This is a genomic window from Proteus sp. TJ1640 (assembly GCF_003144445.1).
Classification (GTDB): Bacteria; Pseudomonadota; Gammaproteobacteria; order Enterobacterales; family Enterobacteriaceae; genus Proteus; species Proteus penneri.
The window spans coordinates 93,177-115,212 of sequence record NZ_PENY01000024.1 but is presented as its reverse complement, the minus strand read 5'-3'; the positions used below and the strand labels follow the sequence as shown (position 1 = coordinate 115,212).

Genomic DNA, 22,036 nt, shown 5'->3' with positions numbered 1-22,036 from the left:
GAAATATTATCGAAGAACAATAAAGCACAGATAAGTGCTTCGCTTTTTTAAGGCAGGATAAATGAGCAATCAACCTCCATTATTATCAATGCTTCCATTAACACCGGAGCAATTGAGTAAATTACAGGACGCAACAAAAGATCTCTCAACAGCGCAAATTGCGTGGTTATCTGGCTATTTGTGGGGGCAACTTAATCCTTCTGTCGTATCTGCATCGACAACGGTTACTCCCGTGCAAGTACCAGAACAGGAAACTATTACCTTGATCTCTGCTTCTCAAACCGGTAATGCACGTCACCTTGCAGAACAGTTACGAGATCATCTGGTTGCTCATAAATTGAATGTAGAACTATATTCTGCAGGTGAATATAAATTTAAGCAGATCCATAAAACAACAACCTTGATCATTATTGCATCGACGCAAGGTGAAGGTGATCCTCCCGAAGAAGCGATTGCTTTCTATAAATACCTGCACTCTAAAAAAGCATCTGAAATGAAGGAAACGTCTTATGCGGTATTCGGTTTAGGTGATACCTCTTACGAACATTTCTGCAAAGCAGGTAAAGATTTTGATGAGCGAATAGCACAACTGGGCGCAACACGTTTATTACCAAGAGTTGATGCCGATGTTGAATATCAAGCCGTTGCAGATGAATGGATAAAACAGCTTACTGAACTCTTAAAAGCAAAAGTACCAGCACAAAGTACACAAGTTTTACAACAAACACAGTCAGGTACGACGGATACGATTGAGGCTTCTATTTATCATCGAGATGCGCCTTTTACTGCCACATTACTGACTAATCAAAAAATTACAGGTAGAAATTCAGATAGAGATATTCGCCATATTGAAATCAGCCTTGAAGGTTCTGATTTGCAATACCAACCGGGCGATGCGCTGGGCGTTTGGTTTAATAACTCGCCTGAAAAAGTCGATGAACTTATTGCGTTATTGTGGCTAAAAGGTGATGAACCTGTCACATTAAAATCTCAAACATTCACCTTAAAAGAAGCCTTATTACATCATTGTGAATTGACTCAAAATAGTGCACCTATCGTAAAAGCCTATGCGCAATTGACGCGCCATGAAGATTTATTGTCATTAGTGTCTGATAAAATCAAGCTTCAGCAATATGCAGATAAATACCCTATTAATGAGATGGTACGCCAATATTGTGCTCAACCCACTGCACAAGATTTTGTTGATATTTTACGTCCACTAACTCCTCGCCTTTACTCCATTGCATCGTCACAACAAGAAGTAGAAGACGAAGTACATCTTACTTTAGGGGTTGTGCGCTATGACGTTAACTCACGTGCTTATACTGGTGGAGCCTCTGGTTTTTTAGCGGATAGCTTAAAAGAAGGCGATAGCATCAATGTCTTTATCGAAAAAAATGCACATTTTCGCCTGCCTAAAGATAACACAGCACCTGTCATTATGATTGGCCCAGGTACAGGTATTGCACCTTTTAGAGCCTTTATGCAACAGCGCGAAAATGACGGTGCAACAGGTAAAAACTGGTTATTTTTTGGTAATCCTCATTTTGTTGAAGATTTTCTCTATCAAGTGGAATGGCAACGCTATGTCAAAAGCGGTTTGTTAACTCATATCGATTTAGCATGGTCACGGGATCAAGCACATAAAATTTATGTACAAGATAAATTGCGTGAGCGTGGTAATGAGATTTGGCGATGGTTACAACAAGGCGCTTATCTTTATGTCTGTGGTGATGCATCACATATGGCAAAAGATGTTGAACAGGCGTTGTTAGAGATTGTGATGGAGTATGGCAATAAAAATAGTGAAGAAGCAGATGAATATTTAAGTGAGTTACGCCTAGAACGGCGTTATCAGAGGGATGTCTATTAAATGAAATCACATACTCAAGCGCCCTTAGTGGTTGAAGGGAAACTGGCTGATAGTGAACGCATGAAAAAAGAGAGTCACTTTTTACGCGGCACTATTACAGAAGACTTACAAAACGGTTTAACGGGTGGGTTTGAAGGTGATAACTTTCTATTGATCCGCTTTCATGGCATGTATCAACAAGATGACAGAGATATTCGTGCTGAACGTGCAGAACAAATGTTAGAGCCTCGTCATGCCATGATGCTACGTTGTCGCTTGCCTGGTGGTATTATTTCGCCTAAACAGTGGCTTAGTATTGATCAGTTTGCGACTGAAAATACGCTTTATGGCAGCATTCGTATTACTAATCGTCAAACATTTCAATTTCATGGCATCTTAAAAGGCAATGTAAAACCCGCACATCAAATGCTAGCAGCAACAGGGCTAGATTCTCTAGCAACAGCGAATGATGTAAACCGTAATGTGTTATGTACTTCAAACCCAGTGCAGTCTTCATTACATCAAGAAGCGTATGAGTGGGCGAAAAAAATATCAGAACACTTATTACCGCGCACCCGTGCTTATGCAGAAATTTGGTTAGATAAAGAGAAAGTTACAACAACAGATGAAGAGCCTATTTTGGGAGAAACCTATTTACCGCGGAAATTTAAAACCTCGGTGGTGATCCCGCCTCATAATGATGTTGATCTTCATGCTAATGATATGAACTTTATTGCAATTGCTGAAAACGGGCATCTAATTGGGTTTAACGTGCTGGTGGGGGGCGGTCTTGCAATGACGCATGGCGATAAGAATACCTTCCCTCGCTTAGCCAGTGAGTTTGGTTATATCCCTATTGAAAAAACCTTAGCAATTGCTGAGGCGATTGTGACGACCCAGCGTGATTGGGGAAATCGTACTGAGCGTAAAAATGCAAAAACAAAATACACATTAGAACGTGTTGGAATAGAAACATTTAAGCAGGAAGTTGAACGTCGTTCTGGTGTTATTTTTGATGCTATTCGACCTTATGAATTTACCCATAGAGGTGATCAAATTGGTTGGTTAAAAGGTGTTGATGATAAATGGCATCTTACTTTATTTATTGAAAGTGGCCGATTAATTGATAAACCTGATGCTCAGTTAAAAATGGGGGTTGCTGAAATTGCTAAAATTCATCAAGGTGATTTTCGTCTTACAGCTAATCAGAATTTAATTGTGGCGGGTGTACCTGAAAATGAGAAAGCAAATATTGAAGCTATTGCTCGCCGATATGGATTAATTGATGACAAGGTGACCCCACTGCGCGAACATGCAATGGCCTGTGTTTCTTTTCCAACATGCCCATTGGCGATGGCAGAAGCTGAGCGCTTTTTACCCTCATTCACCGACACACTAGATAGCTTAATGACAAAACATGGTGTGAGTGAAGAGCATATTGTTGTTCGTGTAACAGGATGCCCAAACGGTTGTGGTCGAGCTATGTTGGCAGAAGTTGGGCTGGTGGGTAAAGCCCCCGATCGTTATAACCTACATTTAGGCGGTAATCGTATTGGGACACGTATCCCTAGAATGTATCGTGAAAATATTACTTCGCAAGAAATTATAGCAATACTTGATTCATTGATTGGTGATTGGGCCATTTCTCGCCATAACAATGAAGGTTTCGGTGATTTTCTTATTCGCACTAATGTTGTTAAACCTGTACTAAATTCAGCAATTGATTTTTATGAAGTACAGGAGGCAGTATGAATCTATTTCAGCTTGCTTCGCTAAAACAGTTATCGGTTGAAGAGCAGACACATGCTTTGAGCCAGATTAATCAACAGCTAGAGCAATTAAGTGCCATTGAACGGGTTACTTGGGCTTTAGCATATTTGCCTAAAGCCTATGTATTAAGCTCTAGTTTTGGTATTCAAGCAGCAGTATGCCTGCATTTAATCACTCAGCAATATCCTGATATTCCTGTGATTTTGACCGATACGGGTTATTTGTTTCCTGAGACGTATCAGTTTATTGATACATTGACGCAACAGTTACAACTTAATTTAAAGGTGTATCGAGCTGAATTATCTTCATCTTGGCAAGAAGCGCGTTACGGAAAACTTTGGTTAGAAGGGATTGACGGTATTGAGCGTTATAACCAGATAAACAAAGTAGAGCCAATGGAAAGGGCACTAAAAACATTACAGGCTCAAACATGGTTTGCAGGTCTTCGCCGACAACAAGCTAAAAGTCGTGAACATTTACCTGTGCTTTCAATCGCAAAAGGGATCTTTAAGTTTTTACCGATAGTAGATTGGGATAATAAGCAAATTCATCAATACCTTAAAGAAAACAACTTACCTTATCATCCTTTATGGGAGCAAGGATATCTCTCTGTGGGAGATACTCATACAACCCGAAAATGGGAAGAAGGTATGAGCGAAGAAGAAACACGATTTTTTGGCTTAAAACGTGAGTGTGGGTTACACGAGTAACGTTATTATCTACCAATAAATAATCGGGGGAATAGCGCTTGTCTATTGCCCTTTTTGTCATTTAAAAAAATTAACTATTTGAAATTATTTGTTTTTCCCTTATTCCTTTCTGTTCCATCACATAGCTTTTTGTCATTTCATAACCCCTAAAGCACCTTTTATAGTCGTTAGTTACAAAGTGAACAACGAAGGTGAAATGCGCGTATGGATTACCTACCCTTATTTGTGGAATTAAAAGAACGCCCAGTGTTATTGGTGGGTGGTGGCCATGTTGCTGCGCGTAAAGCTTTGCTGTTGTTAAGAGCCGGCGCTCGCTTAAGAGTGATTGCACCTCATTTATGTGATGAATTACATCTTGCTTATCAGCAAGAGAAAATTGAATGGGTATCAGCCAAATATCAATCTGAACATTTATTAGGAATGATGCTGGTGATTGTTGCAACTGATGACAGTGCACTTAATCAGCAAGTTTATCTTGATGCACAAGTTCGACATATTTTTGTCAATGTGGTGGATTCACAGCCTCAATGCTCATTTATCTTTCCTGCCATTATTGACAGAAACCCTATTTTGATTGCGATTTCCTCTGCGGGAAAAGCACCCGTTTTAGTGCGTATGATCCGTGAGAAATTAGAAGCCTTATTACCAAATTCATTAGGTACAATGGCGACAATAGCAGGAAAATGGCGCCATAAAGTGAAACAACACTTAGATACGTTTCAAGCGCGTTGTCGTTTTTGGGAGCAAGCCTTCGGTGGTAAATTTGCCACTTTAGTGGCGAGTGATCAATTGGTTCAAGCAGAGGCCCAACTTGAACAACAACTAAAACAAAAAGAGAGCCAACAAGGTGAACTCGCATTAGTTGGGGCTGGCCCAGGTGATGCTGGTCTATTAACACTGCGTGGTTTACAGGTTATTCAACAAGCTGAAGTTGTTCTGTATGACAGTTTAGTGAGTCCAGAGGTTTTAGAGCTTGTACGACGCGATGCTGACACTATTTGTGTCGGTAAAAGAGCGGGGCACCCTAGTGTTTCTCAAGAAAAAATCAATGCACTGATCGTGAAATATGCGCAATTGGGTAAACGTGTTGTCCGATTAAAAGGCGGCGATCCCTTTATTTTTGGCCGTGGTGGCGAAGAGCTAGAGATTGCAGTACAACATGGTATTTCATTCCAAGTTATTCCCGGTGTTACTGCGGCAAGTGGCGCAAGTGCATACGCTGGTATTCCATTAACGCATCGTCAATATGCCCAAAGTGTCACCTTTATGACTGGGCATTGTAAAGCTGATGGAATTGAACCGGATTGGGCATCATTAGCACAAGCTAATCACACTCTCGCGATTTATATGGGAACGACAAAAGCAGAGTTTATTAGCCAGCGTTTAATCAAACTCGGACGTTCTCCACTAACGCCAATTGCGGTGATTAGCTGTGGTACACGTCGTGAGCAACAAGTCTTCACGGGAAATCTAACGCAATTAGCGCAATTGGCAGAAAAAGCACCGACTCCAGCTCTATTGATTGTGGGGGAGGTGGCTGCATTACACCATCAACTTGCGTGGTTTGGCGATAGACACGCATATCCGTCTTTACCTTCGCACCATTCATCTTTGGTTCATTTTGCCTAAACGAGGTTGCTATGAATGAAACACAATTAACCCATCTTCAGCAATTAGAAGCAGAAAGCATTTATATTCTGCGCGAAGTCGTCGCTGAATTTGAAAATCCCGTCATGCTTTATTCAATAGGCAAAGATTCCTCGGTGATGTTGCATTTAGCACGCAAGGCGTTTTATCCCGCTAAATTACCTTTTCCTTTGCTACATGTTGATACTGGCTGGAAATTTCGAGAAATGTATGATTTTCGAGATAAAACAGCTAAAGAATATGGTTTTGATCTTAAGGTTTATCGCAATCCACAAGGTGAAGAGCTTGGAATTAATCCGTTTATTCATGGTAGTGCAAAACATACGGATATCATGAAAACAGAAGGGCTAAAACAAGCCTTAGACAAATATGGTTTTGATGCGGCATTTGGTGGTGCGCGCCGTGATGAAGAAAAATCACGAGCTAAAGAGCGTATTTATTCGTTTAGAGATAGAAAGCATCGCTGGGATCCGAAAAATCAACGGCCTGAATTATGGAAAAACTATAACGGGCAGATTAACAAAGGTGAAAGTATTCGCGTATTTCCACTATCTAATTGGACGGAACTCGATATTTGGCAATATATCTATTTAGAGAATATCGACATCGTTCCTCTCTATTTTGCCAAAGATAGACCTGTTATTGAACGTGATGGCACCTTAATTATGGTAGATGACGACAGAATTGATCTAAAGCCGGGTGAATTGATCGCTCAGCAAAAAGTGAGATTTAGAACTTTAGGATGCTGGCCATTAACGGGTGCGATACCTTCACAAGCAGAAACGCTACCCGCCATTATTGAAGAAATGCTGATTTCCACCAGCAGCGAACGACAAGGGCGTTTAATTGACAGTGATCAGTCTGCCTCGATGGAACTGAAAAAGCGCCAAGGTTATTTTTAATCGGAGGAAATATGGGACTTTTAGCCGTAAAAACGAATCAACTTGTCGCGGGAGAAATCGCACAACAGGGTGGCGTCGAGCGCTATCTTAAAACTCAACAAAACAAAGGATTACTGCGATTTCTAACTTGTGGGAATGTCGATGATGGAAAAAGCACATTAATAGGACGTTTACTTCATGACACAAGGCAGATCTATGAAGATCAGCTTTCTACATTACAAAATGAAAGTAAAAAGATCGGTACCCAAGGTGAAAAGCTCGATCTGGCTTTGCTGGTGGATGGATTAGCGGCAGAAAGAGAGCAAGGGATCACTATTGATGTTGCTTACCGATATTTTTCAACATCAAAGCGTAAGTTTATTATTGCTGATACACCTGGGCATGCGCAATATACCCGTAATATGGCGACAGGTGCATCAACAAGTTCACTTTCTATTCTGTTGATCGATGCTCGAAAAGGCGTACAAGAACAAACACGACGACACAGTTTTATCAGTACACTTCTTGGGATCCGTCACTTGATTGTTGCAATTAATAAAATGGATCTGATGGATTACCAGCAAGCGATCTTTGATTCGATCCAGCAAGATTACCTTCATTTTGCTGAGCAGCTTCCAACGGATCTCACTATTCAATTTGTCCCTATTTCTGCCCTTGATGGTGACAATGTGGTTTCTCCCTCATTGAATATGCCTTGGTATCAAGGAAAAACATTGCTTTCATTATTAGAGGATGCGCCTGTTAAATTGGGTTCAGATGTTCAGGCACTGCGTTTCCCGGTGCAATATGTGAATCGCCCAGATTTAGATTTTAGAGGATACAGCGGTACAGTGTCTTCAGGTGTGCTTTATCAGGGGCAGCAAATCAAAGTATTACCTTCAGGAAAACATACAACGATTAAACGTATTGTCACGTTTGATGGTGATTTAACGCAAGCCAAAGCAGGGCAAGCAATCACACTGGTTCTGGCAGATGAAATTGATATTAGTCGTGGGGATATTATCGTTGATGATAACGATACAACCGCCAAGATTAGCACTCATGCATTAATTGACGTGGTGTGGATGTCAGAGCAACCTTTAGTCCAAGGTCATACTCTAGATATCAAGATCGCAGGTAAAAAAAGCCGCGCCAAAATAGAGAATATTCATTATCAAGTAGATGTAAATAAACTCACTCAACAAGTAACAGATAATTTAAATTTAAACGCGATTGGTAGTGTCGAAGTCTCATTTGAAGAGCCGCAGGTGCTGGATAACTATCAAATTAATGCTGATACTGGAGGCTTAATTCTTATTGATCGACTAAGCAATGTTACCGTAGGCGCTGGTCTTATTCGAGAAACGAGAGATAACGCGATACAAACTATGACACAATATGATGCTTTTGAAGTCGAGTTAAATCAGCTTATTCGTCGCCACTTTCCCCATTGGGGAGCGAGAGATCTTCTTGGAGGAAAATAGTGGTAATTAGCAACGATATTGTTTGGCATCCGCATAAAATTGGATTAAGTGAACGTGAATCACAACAAGCACACAAAGGATGTGTGCTTTGGTTTACGGGGTTATCTGGCTCAGGTAAATCTACACTTGCCGATGCGCTAGAACAAGCGCTTTATCAGCACTCACAAAAGCATTCTCCCATTCATAGCTACTTATTAGACGGGGATAACTTACGCCATGGATTATGTTGTGATCTTGGATTTAGTGCAGAAGATAGGCACGAAAATATTCGCCGTGTGGGGGAAGTGGCTAAATTGATGGTAGATGCGGGACTTATTGTCTTAACGGCTTTTATCTCGCCTTACCAAAAAGACAGACAACAAGTTAGAGATCGCTTTGAGAAAGGAAGATTTATTGAGATCTTTGTTGATACCCCACTTTCTATTTGTGAATCCCGTGATCCGAAAGGGCTTTATCAAAAAGCAAGGCGGGGTGAGATAAAGCAATTTTCAGGTATAGACTCGCCTTATGAACAGCCTATTGCTCCTGAATTACATTTAGACGGCACTCTTTCTATAAGTGAACTCATCCAACAAATCCTCGCATATCTACGGCAAAAACAAATTTACTGCTAATTTTATGATGACATTAAATTATCTCTGCACGAACCCTCCATAAAAGGGGGGGAATGTGTAGAGATAATGTATGCAACAGAGGAAAAAATAGTTATTTCGGTATGCCTTTTAAAATACAAATCACGCTTTAATTGAGCATTCATTTATTGATAAATGAACCCCATAGCATTACCTCTTAATAAGAAAAAATCAAACCTTTGTCTGAATTTTACAGAAGTTGCCCACGTTTATAGTGAGGAGAATAGGAATAATAATGTAATATATTCCAGCACTTTTGTGGCGTCTGTGGTTGAGTTGTGGGATGATTAGCCCATTAATCTTGGGGGTGGTAATGGGGAAATTAACAGTCTTACTTCTGATTTTACTTGGCTGGCTACAATATTCATTGTGGTTAGGTAAAAATGGTATCCATGATTACAATAAAGTAACTCAAGAAGTTGAATCTGCATTGGCGCAAAATACGCAGTTAAAAGAGCGTAATGATCGTCTATTTGCAGAGATTGATGACCTCAATGGCGGGCAAGAAGCGTTAGAAGAACGCGCTCGTAGTGAATTAGGAATGATAAAGCCTAATGAGACATTTTTCCGTATTGTGAGCGATAAATCTCAACCACGTCGTTAATTTATTGAATTAATAGTGTGTCCTGATACAAATATCATAATGAATATAATAAACTCTACTCTTCCTATTGTTGCTGTTATTCCTGCGGCCGGTATTGGAAGTCGAATGCGATCAGTCCGTCCAAAACAATATTTGAAGATTGGCGGATTGACTATTCTTGAACATACCATTAATGCCCTATTAAAACACCCACGCATAATGCAAATTATCGTGGCGATCAGTCCTAATGACAGCTATTTCCACACTTTACCTTTAGCGCAAGATGAAAGAATAATTACGGTTAATGGTGGAGGTGAACGCGCTGACTCTGTATTGTCAGGTTTAGAGTATGTCACACAACATTTTTCTGAAAATACATGGGTGTTAGTTCATGATGCAGCAAGACCTTGCCTGCATTTTGGCGATCTTGATCATCTTATTAAATTAATCGATGAAAACGTTATGGACCCACAATTTTGTGGTGGCATTCTTGCAACACCCGTTCGCGATACAATGAAACGTAGTCATCAACAAGATAATCATATTGAACAAACAGTAGAAAGAACAACTCTATGGCATGCTTTAACGCCACAATTCTTTCCTGCCTTTTTATTAAAACAAAATATAGAAAATGCACTCTCACAAAAAGCCATGATCACGGATGAAGCCTCTGCGATGGAGTTTGCAGGATATGAACCTTTATTAGTTAAAGGTCGTGCGGATAATATCAAAGTTACTCAGCCAGAAGATTTAGCGCTTGCAGAGTTTTTCCTCTCACGTCAAATCACCAGTATAAGGAACACATAATAAAATGAGAATTGGACACGGTTACGATGTACATAAATTTGGCGGTGAAGGCCCTATTATTATTGGTGGCGTTAGAATTCCTTATGAACAAGGTCTGATAGCTCACTCTGACGGCGATGTTGTATTACATGCGGTTACAGATGCAATTCTAGGCGCTATTGCTATGGGTGACATTGGCACATTGTTTCCTGATACTGATCCAGCATACAAAGGCGCAGATAGTCGTGTACTCCTTCGTGAAGCGTTCTCACGTGTAAGAGCAAAAGGTTACCGAATTGGTAATTTAGATGTCACGATTATTGCTCAGGCCCCCAAAATGCTACCTCATACACCGCAAATGCGCGTCAATATTGCAGAAGATCTTCATTGTCATATTGATGATATCAATGTGAAAGCGACCACAACAGAAAAGCTTGGATTTGTTGGTAGAAAAGAAGGCATTGCCTGTGAAGCAGTTGTTTTATTAATCAAAGAGTCATTATCTGAATGAGTGATTTACCTGAACTCTACTGGTTACATGGAAAACCACAAGCAACAGGTTTATTAAAGTCAATTCCTGAAGATTTTATTGTCTGTGAAGATCTTGGTTTCACTCTTGATGGTGAAGGCGAGCATGTCATGGTAAAAATCAGAAAAACAGGTTGTAACACGGCTTTTGTTGCTGAAAAACTGGCAAAATTTGTGGGTATTCACCCTAGAGATGCAAGCTATGCTGGACTAAAAGACAGAAATGCTGTCACCGAACAATGGTTTTGTCTGCGTATGCCGGGTAAAGAGATGCCCGATTTTAGTCAGTTTGTTTTAGACGGTTGTGAAATTCTAGAAACAACTCGTCAACAACGTAAACTACGCATAGGAACGCTAAAAGGTAATCACTTTACATTGGTGTTACGAGAAATTTCTGATCGCAATTTTGTTGATGCTCGATTAGCGCAAATAAAAGCGAAAGGTATTCCTAACTACTTTGGTGCTCAACGATTTGGGCGTAATGGTGAAAACTTACGCCAAGCGATGCGTTGGGCAACCGATGAAATTCGTGTTAAAGAGCGTGGTAAACGCAGTTTTTATCTTTCAGCAGCACGCAGTGCGATGTTTAATCATATCGTCAGCAAAAGATTAGAATGTGATTTATATTCAAAAGTGATTCTCGGTGATGCAATGCAACTTCATGGAAGAGGTAGCTGGTTTGTTGTTGATGAGGCAGAACTGGCTCAAACACAAACTCGTTATGAAGAGCATGATGTTCATATTACGGCTCCTTTACCAGGTAAAGGTGATTTAGGTACACAATCACAAGCATTGGATTTTGAGACTAAAAATCTGGCAGAATATGAAGCCTTCTGGTCGTTAGCTAGACAAGAACGAGTTGATAACACAAGACGCGCTATCAATCTATTACCAGAAAATATGTCATGGAATTGGTTAGACGACACCACTGTTACTCTGTCATTCTTTTTACCCGCAGGGAGCTTTGCAACTAGCGTTGTACGTGAATTAATTTTATTAGGGAATGATGATGCTGAAAATATTGGTGAGTAATGACGATGGTGTGATGGCAAAGGGGATACAGACTCTCGCTAAAGCATTGCGCCAGCGTTATGATGTACAAGTTGTTGCACCCGATCGCAATCGTAGTGCTGCATCTAATTCTTTAACAATTGACAGACCTCTACGTAAGCAAGAACTTGAGAATGGGGATATTGCGATTGTTGAAGGGACACCAACAGACTGTGTTTATCTTGGGGTAAACCATTTAGTACGTCCTCGTCCTGATATTGTGGTTTCTGGTATTAATCATGGCCCTAATTTGGGCGATGATGTTATTTATTCAGGTACTGTTGCTGCGGCAACAGAAGGGCGTTTTTTAGGCTTACCTGCCATTGCTGTTTCACTTGATGGCGAAACGCATTTTGAGACTGCCGCTCAAGTGACTTGTGACGTTTTGGCAATGTTACAACAAGTACCTTTAAGAGCAGGAAATATTCTCAATATTAACGTACCTGATATTCCTCTTAATGAAGTAAAAGGTTTTCGTATTACGCGTTGTGGTAGTCGTCATGCTTCACAACATGTTTATACACATACCGATCCTAGAGGAAATAGTCTTTATTGGATTGGGCCTCCAGGTGAAAAAAATGATGTAGGTCCTGATACAGATTTCGCTGCCGTTGACGAAGGTTATGTTTCGATAACTCCATTACATGTCGATTTAACAGCCTATAACGCACTCGATTTATTACAAAATTGGTTAAATAAAGCAGAGGTCAAAAAAACATGTTAAGTCGGTCAATGAAAGACTTACTGACAATGTTAAAACAGCATGGCATCAAGGATGAGAGCTTGCTGGAAGCAATGAGTAAAGTACCAAGAGAGCTTTTTATTGATGAAGCGCTTTCTCATAAGGCTTATGAAAATACGGCTTTGCCTATTGGCAATGGGCAAACTATTTCACAGCCTTATATTGTTGCTAAAATGACAGCACTACTGGAATTACAAAGCTCTGATTCTGTATTAGAAATTGGTACAGGCTCGGGATATCAAACGGCAGTATTAGCAAATTTAGTCCATCATGTTAGTTCCGTTGAGCGTATAAAGATATTGCAATGGCAAGCTAAACGACGTTTTAAACATCTTGATTTACATAATATATCGACACGTCATGGTGATGGATGGGAAGGGTGGTCATCAAAAGCCCCTTTTAATGCCATAATAGTGACTGCATGTGCAGCAGAAGTACCTCAACAGTTATTGATGCAGTTAGCCGATGGTGGCAGGATGATAATACCTGTTGGTGAACAACAACAAATACTGAAGTTTATCCGTCGTTTAGGTAATGATTTTCACTATCAATCTATAGAAACTGTTAGATTTGTTCCTTTAATCGCAGGTGAGTTAGCATAACTTCCAGATAAATCTGACCGTTTTTTATTACTGCTTTTTAATAGCTTGTCGTAATCTGCACTAATAAATGAAACATTTTCAAAAAATTGCAGTCTTTTTGTTTAACTCGACAAATTGCTAGACGCTAATGCCTTTTTAAAGGGAGAAGGAAGTATGAATTCAGAAAGCCCAATTAAGCATGTCCGCTGGGCAATCATGTGTTCGGTAATTGGATTTGCATTAACAGGCTGTGCAGATACACCTTATCGTCCTGCACCCATTACCTCTGTAAATGATAGCTCTTCAAATAACACGGTTTCAACCGCGCCTGTGATGACTAACAGTAATGCGACACCGGTTGAAAGAACGACACCTTTACAATCGTCACCTCCTCCTTCAATTAAGGTGAATAGTGCTTCATCTAATGGAGGCACATATCAGCCTCAAAATCAGCCTCGCCCACAAACATCAGTAGCGACTCAAAATGTGAGCACAGATGGCTCTGGTCGCATTGTGTATAACCGTAACTATGACAGTATTCCGAAAGGAAACTACAATGGTAACACGTACACAGTAAAACGCGGTGATACCATGTTCTATATCGCTTGGATAACAGATAGTGATGTAAAAGAACTAGCATCAATGAATAACATCCCAGAGCCTTATAGTTTAAACGTAGGGCAGGTGTTGAATATCGGTAACCGTCAGGTCAACACGGGCACTAATACTAATGTCAACACATCAGTTATTAATCAATCAAGTAGTGCGGGTGTTCAAACGGCACACACCAAACCAACAAACAATGGCGCTATGGGACCATTGATTACTAAACCAACAACACAACCAAAGGCAACAACTCCGCCATCAACAACAAATACGAATACTACAACTTCGGCAACGCCGGCACCAACTGCGGCTTCTGGTAAGTGGATTTGGCCTGCTCAAGGTAAGATCATCGAAAGCTACTCAAGTGCTCCTGGTGGCAATAAAGGCATCGATATCGGTGGTACAAAAGGCTCACCAATTGTTGCAACAGCTGCGGGTAAAGTGGTTTATGCGGGGAGTGCATTACGTGGTTATGGCAATCTCGTTATCATTAAACATAATGACGAATACCTCAGTGCATATGCACATAACGACACTATTTTGGTGCGTGAACAACAAAATGTGAATGCGGGGCAGCAAATTGCCACAATGGGTAGCTCTGGAACCAGTTCTGTCCGATTACACTTTGAGATACGCTATAAAGAAAAATCACTTAACCCAATGAGTTATTTACCTAAGAAATAGATAAGTGGTTTTTTACATGTATAGCGAATAATCCTAAAGTTAAGCCCTCTTCTTTACAAAAAGAAGAGGGCTTTTTTTATCTGTAATTAATTAATATATTGAAAAAAAATAAATTTAATCTAAGTACAACTGCTTATTTGAAGGTCATTAAAAATGAGAGGTCAATATAAAATCATAGATAACGTAAAATTAGACAGTTGATTATCAACCAATGAATGCGTATGCTAAAAATTGTTATATAAAAAATGAATAAAGACTCACTGTTATTAAAAGATGGACTATAAAATAACCCTTTGTTTAGGTGGTATTTTTTTATTCGATTATCTTTTTAATAATGGTATGTAATATTAATTATTAGATATTATCATGGGTTTTTGTTTGTTTTTTTTAGATGTAAATAGTCACAAATAGTACATCAAATAGAGTACTTTCACGTATAGATAAATATACGTGGAATATAATAAAAAAACTGTTAATAACCTACACTCAATAGTTAAGTTATATATTGAGTAAAGAAAGAATAAATTAACAGTAAAATAGATTATGTTATCTTTTATTTTGTAATTCGTTACAAGGGAAAATCAGTAAACCCGTTGTGTCGTGACACAGCGATAAACTGGTAAATAGACTTTAGTCATGAGTCGTTTACCTAAATTATCAAGGGTAGGAGCAGCTGATGAGCCAAAGTACGCTAAGAGTAGACGAGTTATATACAGATGAAATTGAAGAGAACATGGAAGAGTTCGATGAAGTTGCTGCAAAAGAGGAAGAAAGTGAGTCTGATGCTCAAGATGAAATTGAACTTATTGAAGGAGTCAACCAGCGTGCGCTCGATGCAACTCAGCTTTATTTAGGAGAAATTGGTTATTCTCCGTTGCTGACTGCTGAAGAAGAAGTTTTCTTTGCTCGTAGAGCGTTGCGAGGTGATATTCCTTCAAGACAACGAATGATAGAAAGTAACCTACGTTTAGTTGTTAAGATCTCTCGTCGTTATACAAACCGAGGTCTTGCCCTGCTTGATTTAATTGAAGAAGGGAACTTAGGACTTATTCGTGCTGTTGAAAAATTCGACCCTGAAAAGGGTTTCCGTTTTTCAACTTATGCGACATGGTGGATACGTCAAACTATTGAACGTGCCATTATGAACCAAACTCGTACTATCCGTCTTCCCATTCATATCGTTAAAGAGCTGAATGTTTATTTAAGAACGGCAAGAGAGTTGGCACATAAACTCGATCATGAACCGAGTGTTGAAGAAATCGCAGAATCACTTGATAAACCCGTTGAAGATGTGAGTAAGATGCTACGTTTAAACGAGCGCATTACTTCTGTTGATACTCCAATTGGTGGTGATTCAGATAAAGCATTACTCGATATTATCTCTGACGAAAATGAAGAAGGGCCGGAAGCAACAATTCAAAATAATAACCTCAAGGAAAATATTATAAAGTGGTTATTTGAATTGAATCCAAAACAGCGTGAAGTATTGGCACGTCGTTTTGGGTTATTAGGCTATGAAGCAGAAACTTTAGAAGATGTTGGTAGAGAGATTGGTCTGACAAGAGAAAGAGTTCGTCAAATTCAAGTTGAAGGACTACGTCGCTTAAAAGACATTCTACAAAGTCAGGGGTTATGTATTGAAGCTCTTTTCAAAGCATAACTAGCCTTTATTTCTGTCTACAGCTTCCGTCTACTGTTATTACCAAAGCCGATTAGTAAGTTGCTAATCGGCTTTTCTTTATCTTGTATTATGTCATTTAACAAGATAAAACAAGCGCGTGGTGTTGCATCTTGTTAATTGGGTAAAAAAGATAAAGGAAGATATGAAAGATTATTTTTTAAACGTCAAATTAGAGAGTTGCCATTTTGACCCAAATAAAACCTCACCGAAAGGAATGGTGAGATTAATAGCATCAGGCAAAGTGTTTTATCTTAATGAAGATGATTTCACTCACTCTCATGATTTTCTGAAGCGTTTAAAACAAGGTGATGAGCTTAAAATTTGTGCCGAATCATTGAAAGATGGCAGTTTATGGGTGCAATGGATTTATCATAATAGCAAAGGAAGGCTTGAGCCAGAAAGAACCTTTAAACTTACCACTAAACAGAAAAAATGGTTATTGCTTGCATTTATTCTGACGTTTGTTGGCAGTTATTGGAGTTATTTTTCGATTCTTCATCTTGACGTGAATTTTTTTATCGTTGTTTCCACGGTTATTGCATTCGGTGCAATGATGATGGGTATTAGTTATATCGGAGAAAAGGCTTATCGTTACTTTCAGCGTATCAGGCCTAAACATAGAAAGAGAATAAAGGCGTTAGATAAAGTCATTGCCAAACAAGATATTATTGCTTCAGATGGTGAACAACTGATTATTCCCGAAATAAAAACAATACCACTGTTAAAGCATATAACACGTAAAACCCCAACCTTCCATATCAAACAAAGTAAAGTACAGCGAGTACGAGGGAAAATAAAGCTTCATCATGTTGATAGAATTAAAATACACACCCGTAATGCAGAGAGTGTGGTGATGCAAATATCTTGTCAGATTGATAAACATCCTTTTATATTTAGTTATAAAGAACGTTTATTTTATTCTGATCATAATTTATTTTTGACTGATGGTGATGATATTGAATTGTTCTTTTGGCAAGCAGAAGATAAGAACTCTGGGCCTGTTGTCTTAGGGGTTTATAATCATACAGATAATGGCGCTTATTCAATTTCAGGACAAATGTATATTGGGCATCAACGTACTAAGCGATTATCGTTGTTAATTACAGGCTTGATCAGTGCCTTTATTTTTTCTATTTTTGCCATTTTATCTATTTCGGATGTTTATGATAATGGTAATTATTGGGATAAATGGGATTGGTTCTTTATTGGTGATACCTTTTTAGGAATGGGGATTATCTTCAGCTTAATTATCACTGGATTTGCTTTTTTAATTGCCTTATTTTCAAATCTTTATATTTTGTTATCAAAAAAAGGTAATAGTAGTTATCAAACCTATTTTTTGCTTCAACAGCAATGTGTTGAAAATAACAAAGTGGGTTATATTACGGAGTTAAGTCAATGAATCCTTTTTTCCGTAAGCCTTTTATTATTATCACTAGCTTATTTATTTTAAGCTTAGTACTTTTTTATGGTGTACTTTTTCATGGTTTTGCCTCTAAGTGGCAATGGAAAAATGAAAACGCCTCGGTGTTATCATCATACCCCTATTCTCGTTATGATTGGCGTAAAACCTTTAATTCATCAAATGGTATCCTAATTAAAACTGAATCTGATAGTGGGCGATATGATGTAGATATTTATGGTCGACTTTATCGCCAAGATAATCAGAGAAAATATACGCTGTACTATTCTGATAAAGAAGGCGTACGATTTGTATTACAAGGGCAAGGTAGCTTTTACAACGCTTATTGTGCTTTTGATAAATGTGTTTTATTTACAGAGCAGGGACGTCAACATATAGATTTAGCAGAGTTTACAGTAGCAGATTTAATTCCTTGGCAAGAGACTAACGATGGTTATTATCGTTTCCCTTTAGCATTAATTGGCGGAAAATTACTCTTTTCACAAACAACATCACAATTAATTTTAGTTGATAATAAGACGATACTGACAAGTTTAGATGAAGGTGAAAGTTGGGAATACTCAGTTAATACCGAAGATCTGGTAAAGCAGTATTACGCTGAAGATTTCGGTGAATTTACACAATTTCATTATGCTCTTTCAGGTGATTCTCTTATTATTTTTTATAATCATCATTACACAACAAACACGTTAGAAATTACGTTAAATTTAGTGAATAAAGAAGTAACAAAAACACGCTGGCTTCCATTGCGTGTTAAAGAGGTTGCTCAAAATGATAAAGGTGAGATTTATTTAATTGCTCAACAAGCATCTCGTGATCTCTATTCTGTTGTTCAACGTAAATCTGATGGAAATTTAGAAACTTTCTATGAAAGTGGTTATAAATATTTGAGTGATTTGATGATAAGTAATGATGATCTAATTTTAAATAAAGGTCATAACGATGATAAAGTTACGCTAGTTTTTGCATTAAAAACAAAAAAGTATACTTCTTATGAGAAAATTAATGACGATATGATGTTTAATCCAGCTTTATCTTCATTTATTCGTTTATTTGACAATTACAGCGATGAAGACACTTTACTGTTATTGGGCGAAAGGCTGAAATATAGCCATGCTTTAATTAAGTAGAGTTATATTTATCTTTGATTGAACTATTATTAAAATGGCGCTGTGAAAATAAACATAGCGCCATTTTTCATATTTATGCCTTATTTGGCCATCTCTTTTAAACGATAGAGTTGTTCTAACGCTTGTCGTGGTGTTAAGGCATCAGGATCAATTTTATCTAACGCTAATTCAATAGCAGAGGGTTCAGCTTCTGTTAATAACATCAGTTGTGAAGTTTCAACATGACCAGCGCCAGTGTGACCTGATAGCAATTCAAGCTCTTTTAACTTCTGTTTAGCACGGCGGATCACCTCTTTTGGGACACCCGCTAACGATGCTACAGCTAAACCATAGCTTTTACTTGCTGCACCTTCTTGAACACTGTGCATAAAGGCAATGGTGTCACCATGTTCAACCGCATCCAAATGAATGTTTGCAGTACCTTCAAGTTTTTCAGGCAGTGTGGTTAATTCAAAATAGTGGGTTGCAAAGAGTGTCATTGCTTTAATGCGATTTGCTAAGTTTTCAGCGCAAGCCCAAGCTAGAGATAATCCGTCATAAGTTGATGTACCTCGACCAATTTCATCCATTAAGACTAAGCTGTTTTCCGTCGCATTATGCAAAATATTGGCTGTTTCGGTCATTTCCACCATAAAGGTAGAACGACCTGAAGCAAGATCATCAGAAGCTCCCACACGGGTAAATATACGGTCAACAGGGCCAATTAATGCCTTTTCTGCGGGAACAAAGCTACCAATATAAGCAAGTAAAGTAATTAATGCTGCTTGGCGCATATAAGTACTTTTCCCGCCCATATTCGGGCCAGTAATGATTAATAAACGGCGTTGAGGTGCCAATTGTAATGGGTTAGAAATAAAGGGTTCGCTAAGAACTTGTTCAACAACAGGGTGACGTCCCCCTATAATTTGAATACCTGTTTTTTCACTTAATTCTGGGCGTGTGTAATTTAATGATTCTGCACGCTCAGCAAGGTTCGCGAGCACATCTGTTTCTGCTAAAGCTTCAGCACTAATTTGTAATGCCGTAAGGTGAGGTAATAGCTTTTCAAAAATCTCTTCATAGAGCATTTTTTCGATAGCTAATGCCTTACCTTTAGAAGTTAATACTTTATCTTCATACTCTTTTAATTCAGGAATGATGTAACGTTCAGCATTTTTCAATGTTTGACGACGAACATAGTGCATAGGTACTAAATTACTTTGCCCACGACTGACTTGAATGTAATAGCCATGTACACCATTAAAGCCAACCTTAAGTGTATCAATACCCCATTTTTCTCGTTCACGAATTTCAAGTTTATCAAGGTAATCATTTGCGCCATCGGCTAATGCTCGCCATTCATCTAATTCAGCATTATAGCCTGAGGCAATAACGCCACCATCACGGACTAATACAGGTGGTGTTTCAACAATGGCATTTTCAAGTAATTCACATAATTCATCAAACTGACTAATACGCTTTTGTAATTCTTTAATATAAGGCATATCAGTTTGTTCAAGTACTTGATGAATATCGTAATACTGCTGAAAAGCATGACGCATACGAGAAAGATCACGAGGGCGTGCTGAACGTAATGCTAAACGAGCTAATACACGTTCTAAATCACCGACTTGGCGTAAAAAAGGCTGTAACTCAAAATAGAGAGGTTGTAATGCACTAATTGCATCTTGTCGTTTAACGAGTTGTTCACGTTGGCGTAATGGTGTGTGTATCCAACGTTTTAGCATACGGCTTCCCATTGGGGTAACGCAAAGGTCAAGTACAGATGCCAGCGTGTTATCAGTACCTCCAGCAAGATTTTGTGTTAATTCTAGATTACGACGAGTTGCCGCATCTAAAATAATTGAATCTTGAGGGCGTTCCATAGTGATGTTACGAATATGAGGCAATGCAGTCCGTTGTGTATCTTTCACATATTGTAATAAGCATCCAGCAGCGCAGAGTGCTAAATATGCATTCTCAACACCAAAGCCCGTTAAATCACGAGTACCAAATTGCAGATTCAGTTGTTGCCTTGCAGTTTCTAGTTCAAATTCCCAAATAGGGCGGCGACGCAAGCCTTGCTGGCGCTCAATCAGTGCCATTGATTCAAAAGTTTCTGGGTAGAGTAATTCAGCGGGATGGGTGCGTTGTAATTCAGCAAGCATACTTTCACTATCGGGCATTTCCGTAACACGAAAACGTCCTGATGTGATATCTAATGTTGCATAGCCAAATGCGCCATTTTTATCTTGCCAAATAGCAGCTAAAAGATTGTCTTGGCGTTCTTCAAGTAAGGCCTCATCAGTGACAGTACCCGGTGTAACAATACGAATAACTTTGCGTTCAACTGGGCCTTTACTGGTTGCAGGGTCGCCTATTTGTTCACAAATAGCCACGGATTCCCCTAATTGAACTAATTTAGCGAGATAGTTTTCAACAGCATGATGTGGAACCCCTGCCATGGGGATCGGTTGGCCTGCGGACTGGCCCCGTTTAGTTAATGAAATATCTAATAAGCGAGAGGCTTTTTTAGCATCATCAAAAAACAGTTCATAAAAGTCACCCATACGATAGAACAGTAAAATTTCAGGATGCTCTGCTTTAATTTTCAGATACTGCTGCATCATTGGTGTGTGGGAGTCTAAATGTTGAATGTCAGTCATGTTGTCGTCTGTCTTAACGTATTGAATTTTGGGTATTTGTGAAAATTTATTGTTACACTGAATGTCGTTTTATTTCACAAGCATTGTTCGATCATATCACAAGGTTTCGGTCTGTTGTTTTAATGATACAAATATCTTTTTAGACCAAAAGAGAAATAATTTTATTCACTATAATATCGTTGATTAACCGTTAATGACAATCTGCACTTTTTCTGAAAATTTTTTAGCTTTAATTTATTACATATTGATTTAAATAATATTTTATTACACTAATGGAAATGATCATATGGACATTATGGCAATCTGTTATTTTAAGCAGATAGTATATTGAGTGAGTGTCTTACTACAATTTAGAATTAGAAAATACTGACATGCACCAAGATGAAGACAATTATTACCATTGGAACCTGAATGATGTCAGTAAAACTATTTTGCTCAGTCAGAGAAGTTAATATTTGAGATGAATGATAATGAGCAAGAAAATCAAGCTATTTTTTTCTATGACGAGTGACAACCGGGTGCATGAAATACCCATAGTGATATTAACAAACAAAAAATCGAAGCATATTAATATCGGAGTTAAAGTTCGTAGGTTTTACTTAATAATGCTCTTAATACCAA

General features: G+C 38.7%; 18 protein-coding genes. 17 read left to right on the top strand and 1 reads right to left on the bottom strand.

Annotated elements, in window-relative coordinates; genetic code table 11:
* The first annotated feature begins 61 nt into the window (after positions 1–61).
* The 17 genes from cysJ (at position 62) to DK861_RS11645 (ending at position 18,770) form a co-directional block, all read left to right on the top strand.
* Entirely contained in the window at positions 62–1,873 is a 1,812-nt protein-coding gene (gene cysJ / locus DK861_RS11725; RefSeq protein WP_109400216.1) for an NADPH-dependent assimilatory sulfite reductase flavoprotein subunit, read from the top strand.
* Complete coding sequence (gene cysI, locus DK861_RS11720) at positions 1,874–3,604, top strand: assimilatory sulfite reductase (NADPH) hemoprotein subunit (protein WP_109400215.1); 1,731 nt, start codon at positions 1,874–1,876, stop codon at positions 3,602–3,604.
* On the top strand, positions 3,601–4,332 hold the full coding sequence (locus DK861_RS11715) for a phosphoadenylyl-sulfate reductase (RefSeq protein WP_109400214.1): 732 nt from the start codon (positions 3,601–3,603) through the stop codon (positions 4,330–4,332). The genes cysI and DK861_RS11715 overlap by 4 nt, the downstream gene beginning before the upstream one ends.
* Positions 4,333–4,536: 204 nt before the next feature.
* Positions 4,537–5,961 (top strand): siroheme synthase CysG, encoded by a 1,425-nt coding sequence (gene cysG, locus DK861_RS11710; protein ID WP_109400213.1) that lies wholly within the window; start codon positions 4,537–4,539, stop codon positions 5,959–5,961.
* Between the two features lie 11 nt (positions 5,962–5,972).
* Complete coding sequence (gene cysD, locus DK861_RS11705; RefSeq protein ID WP_109400212.1) at positions 5,973–6,881, top strand: sulfate adenylyltransferase subunit CysD; 909 nt, start codon at positions 5,973–5,975, stop codon at positions 6,879–6,881.
* 11 nt (positions 6,882–6,892) lie between these two features.
* A complete protein-coding gene (gene cysN, locus DK861_RS11700) occupies positions 6,893–8,344 on the top strand; it encodes a sulfate adenylyltransferase subunit CysN (protein ID WP_109400211.1) in 1,452 nt (483 codons plus the stop codon).
* A complete protein-coding gene (gene cysC, locus DK861_RS11695) occupies positions 8,344–8,958 on the top strand; it encodes an adenylyl-sulfate kinase (protein ID WP_082147393.1) in 615 nt (204 codons plus the stop codon). Before cysN ends, cysC begins: the two co-directional genes overlap by 1 nt.
* 331 nt (positions 8,959–9,289) lie before the next feature.
* Positions 9,290–9,580, top strand: coding sequence for a cell division protein FtsB (gene ftsB, locus DK861_RS11690; protein ID WP_036913758.1), 291 nt, complete (start codon positions 9,290–9,292; stop codon positions 9,578–9,580).
* Positions 9,581–9,619: 39 nt separating this feature from the next.
* A complete protein-coding gene (gene ispD, locus DK861_RS11685; RefSeq protein ID WP_109400210.1) occupies positions 9,620–10,366 on the top strand; it encodes a 2-C-methyl-D-erythritol 4-phosphate cytidylyltransferase in 747 nt (248 codons plus the stop codon).
* Between the two features lie 4 nt (positions 10,367–10,370).
* Positions 10,371–10,856 carry a 2-C-methyl-D-erythritol 2,4-cyclodiphosphate synthase gene (gene ispF / locus DK861_RS11680; protein WP_109400209.1) on the top strand — a complete coding sequence of 162 codons (486 nt, stop codon included), beginning with the start codon at positions 10,371–10,373 and terminating at the stop codon, positions 10,854–10,856.
* Positions 10,853–11,905: a tRNA pseudouridine(13) synthase TruD gene (gene truD / locus DK861_RS11675; protein ID WP_109400208.1), complete on the top strand. Its 1,053-nt coding sequence runs from the start codon at positions 10,853–10,855 to the stop codon at positions 11,903–11,905. The genes ispF and truD overlap by 4 nt, the downstream gene beginning before the upstream one ends.
* The gene (gene surE, locus DK861_RS11670) at positions 11,883–12,647 is read left to right on the top strand and encodes a 5'/3'-nucleotidase SurE (RefSeq protein WP_072065141.1); all 765 of its coding nucleotides are present in this window, start codon (positions 11,883–11,885) and stop codon (positions 12,645–12,647) included. The genes truD and surE overlap by 23 nt, the downstream gene beginning before the upstream one ends.
* Positions 12,641–13,267, top strand: coding sequence for a protein-L-isoaspartate(D-aspartate) O-methyltransferase (locus DK861_RS11665; protein ID WP_109400207.1), 627 nt, complete (start codon positions 12,641–12,643; stop codon positions 13,265–13,267). Before surE ends, DK861_RS11665 begins: the two co-directional genes overlap by 7 nt.
* A gap of 153 nt (positions 13,268–13,420) precedes the next feature.
* Positions 13,421–14,536: a murein hydrolase activator NlpD gene (gene nlpD, locus DK861_RS11660; RefSeq protein ID WP_109400206.1), complete on the top strand. Its 1,116-nt coding sequence runs from the start codon at positions 13,421–13,423 to the stop codon at positions 14,534–14,536.
* 676 nt (positions 14,537–15,212) lie between these two features.
* Positions 15,213–16,196 (top strand): RNA polymerase sigma factor RpoS, encoded by a 984-nt coding sequence (gene rpoS, locus DK861_RS11655; RefSeq protein WP_006534072.1) that lies wholly within the window; start codon positions 15,213–15,215, stop codon positions 16,194–16,196.
* Between the two features lie 163 nt (positions 16,197–16,359).
* Positions 16,360–17,619, top strand: coding sequence for a hypothetical protein (locus DK861_RS11650; RefSeq protein WP_109400205.1), 1,260 nt, complete (start codon positions 16,360–16,362; stop codon positions 17,617–17,619).
* A complete protein-coding gene (locus tag DK861_RS11645) occupies positions 17,616–18,770 on the top strand; it encodes a hypothetical protein (protein ID WP_109400204.1) in 1,155 nt (384 codons plus the stop codon). Before DK861_RS11650 ends, DK861_RS11645 begins: the two co-directional genes overlap by 4 nt.
* An 80-nt stretch (positions 18,771–18,850) precedes the next feature.
* On the opposite strand, the gene mutS is transcribed toward DK861_RS11645, so the two are convergent.
* Positions 18,851–21,415, bottom strand: coding sequence for a DNA mismatch repair protein MutS (gene mutS, locus DK861_RS11640; RefSeq protein WP_109400203.1), 2,565 nt, complete (start codon positions 21,413–21,415; stop codon positions 18,851–18,853).
* Positions 21,416–22,036 lie beyond the last annotated feature (621 nt).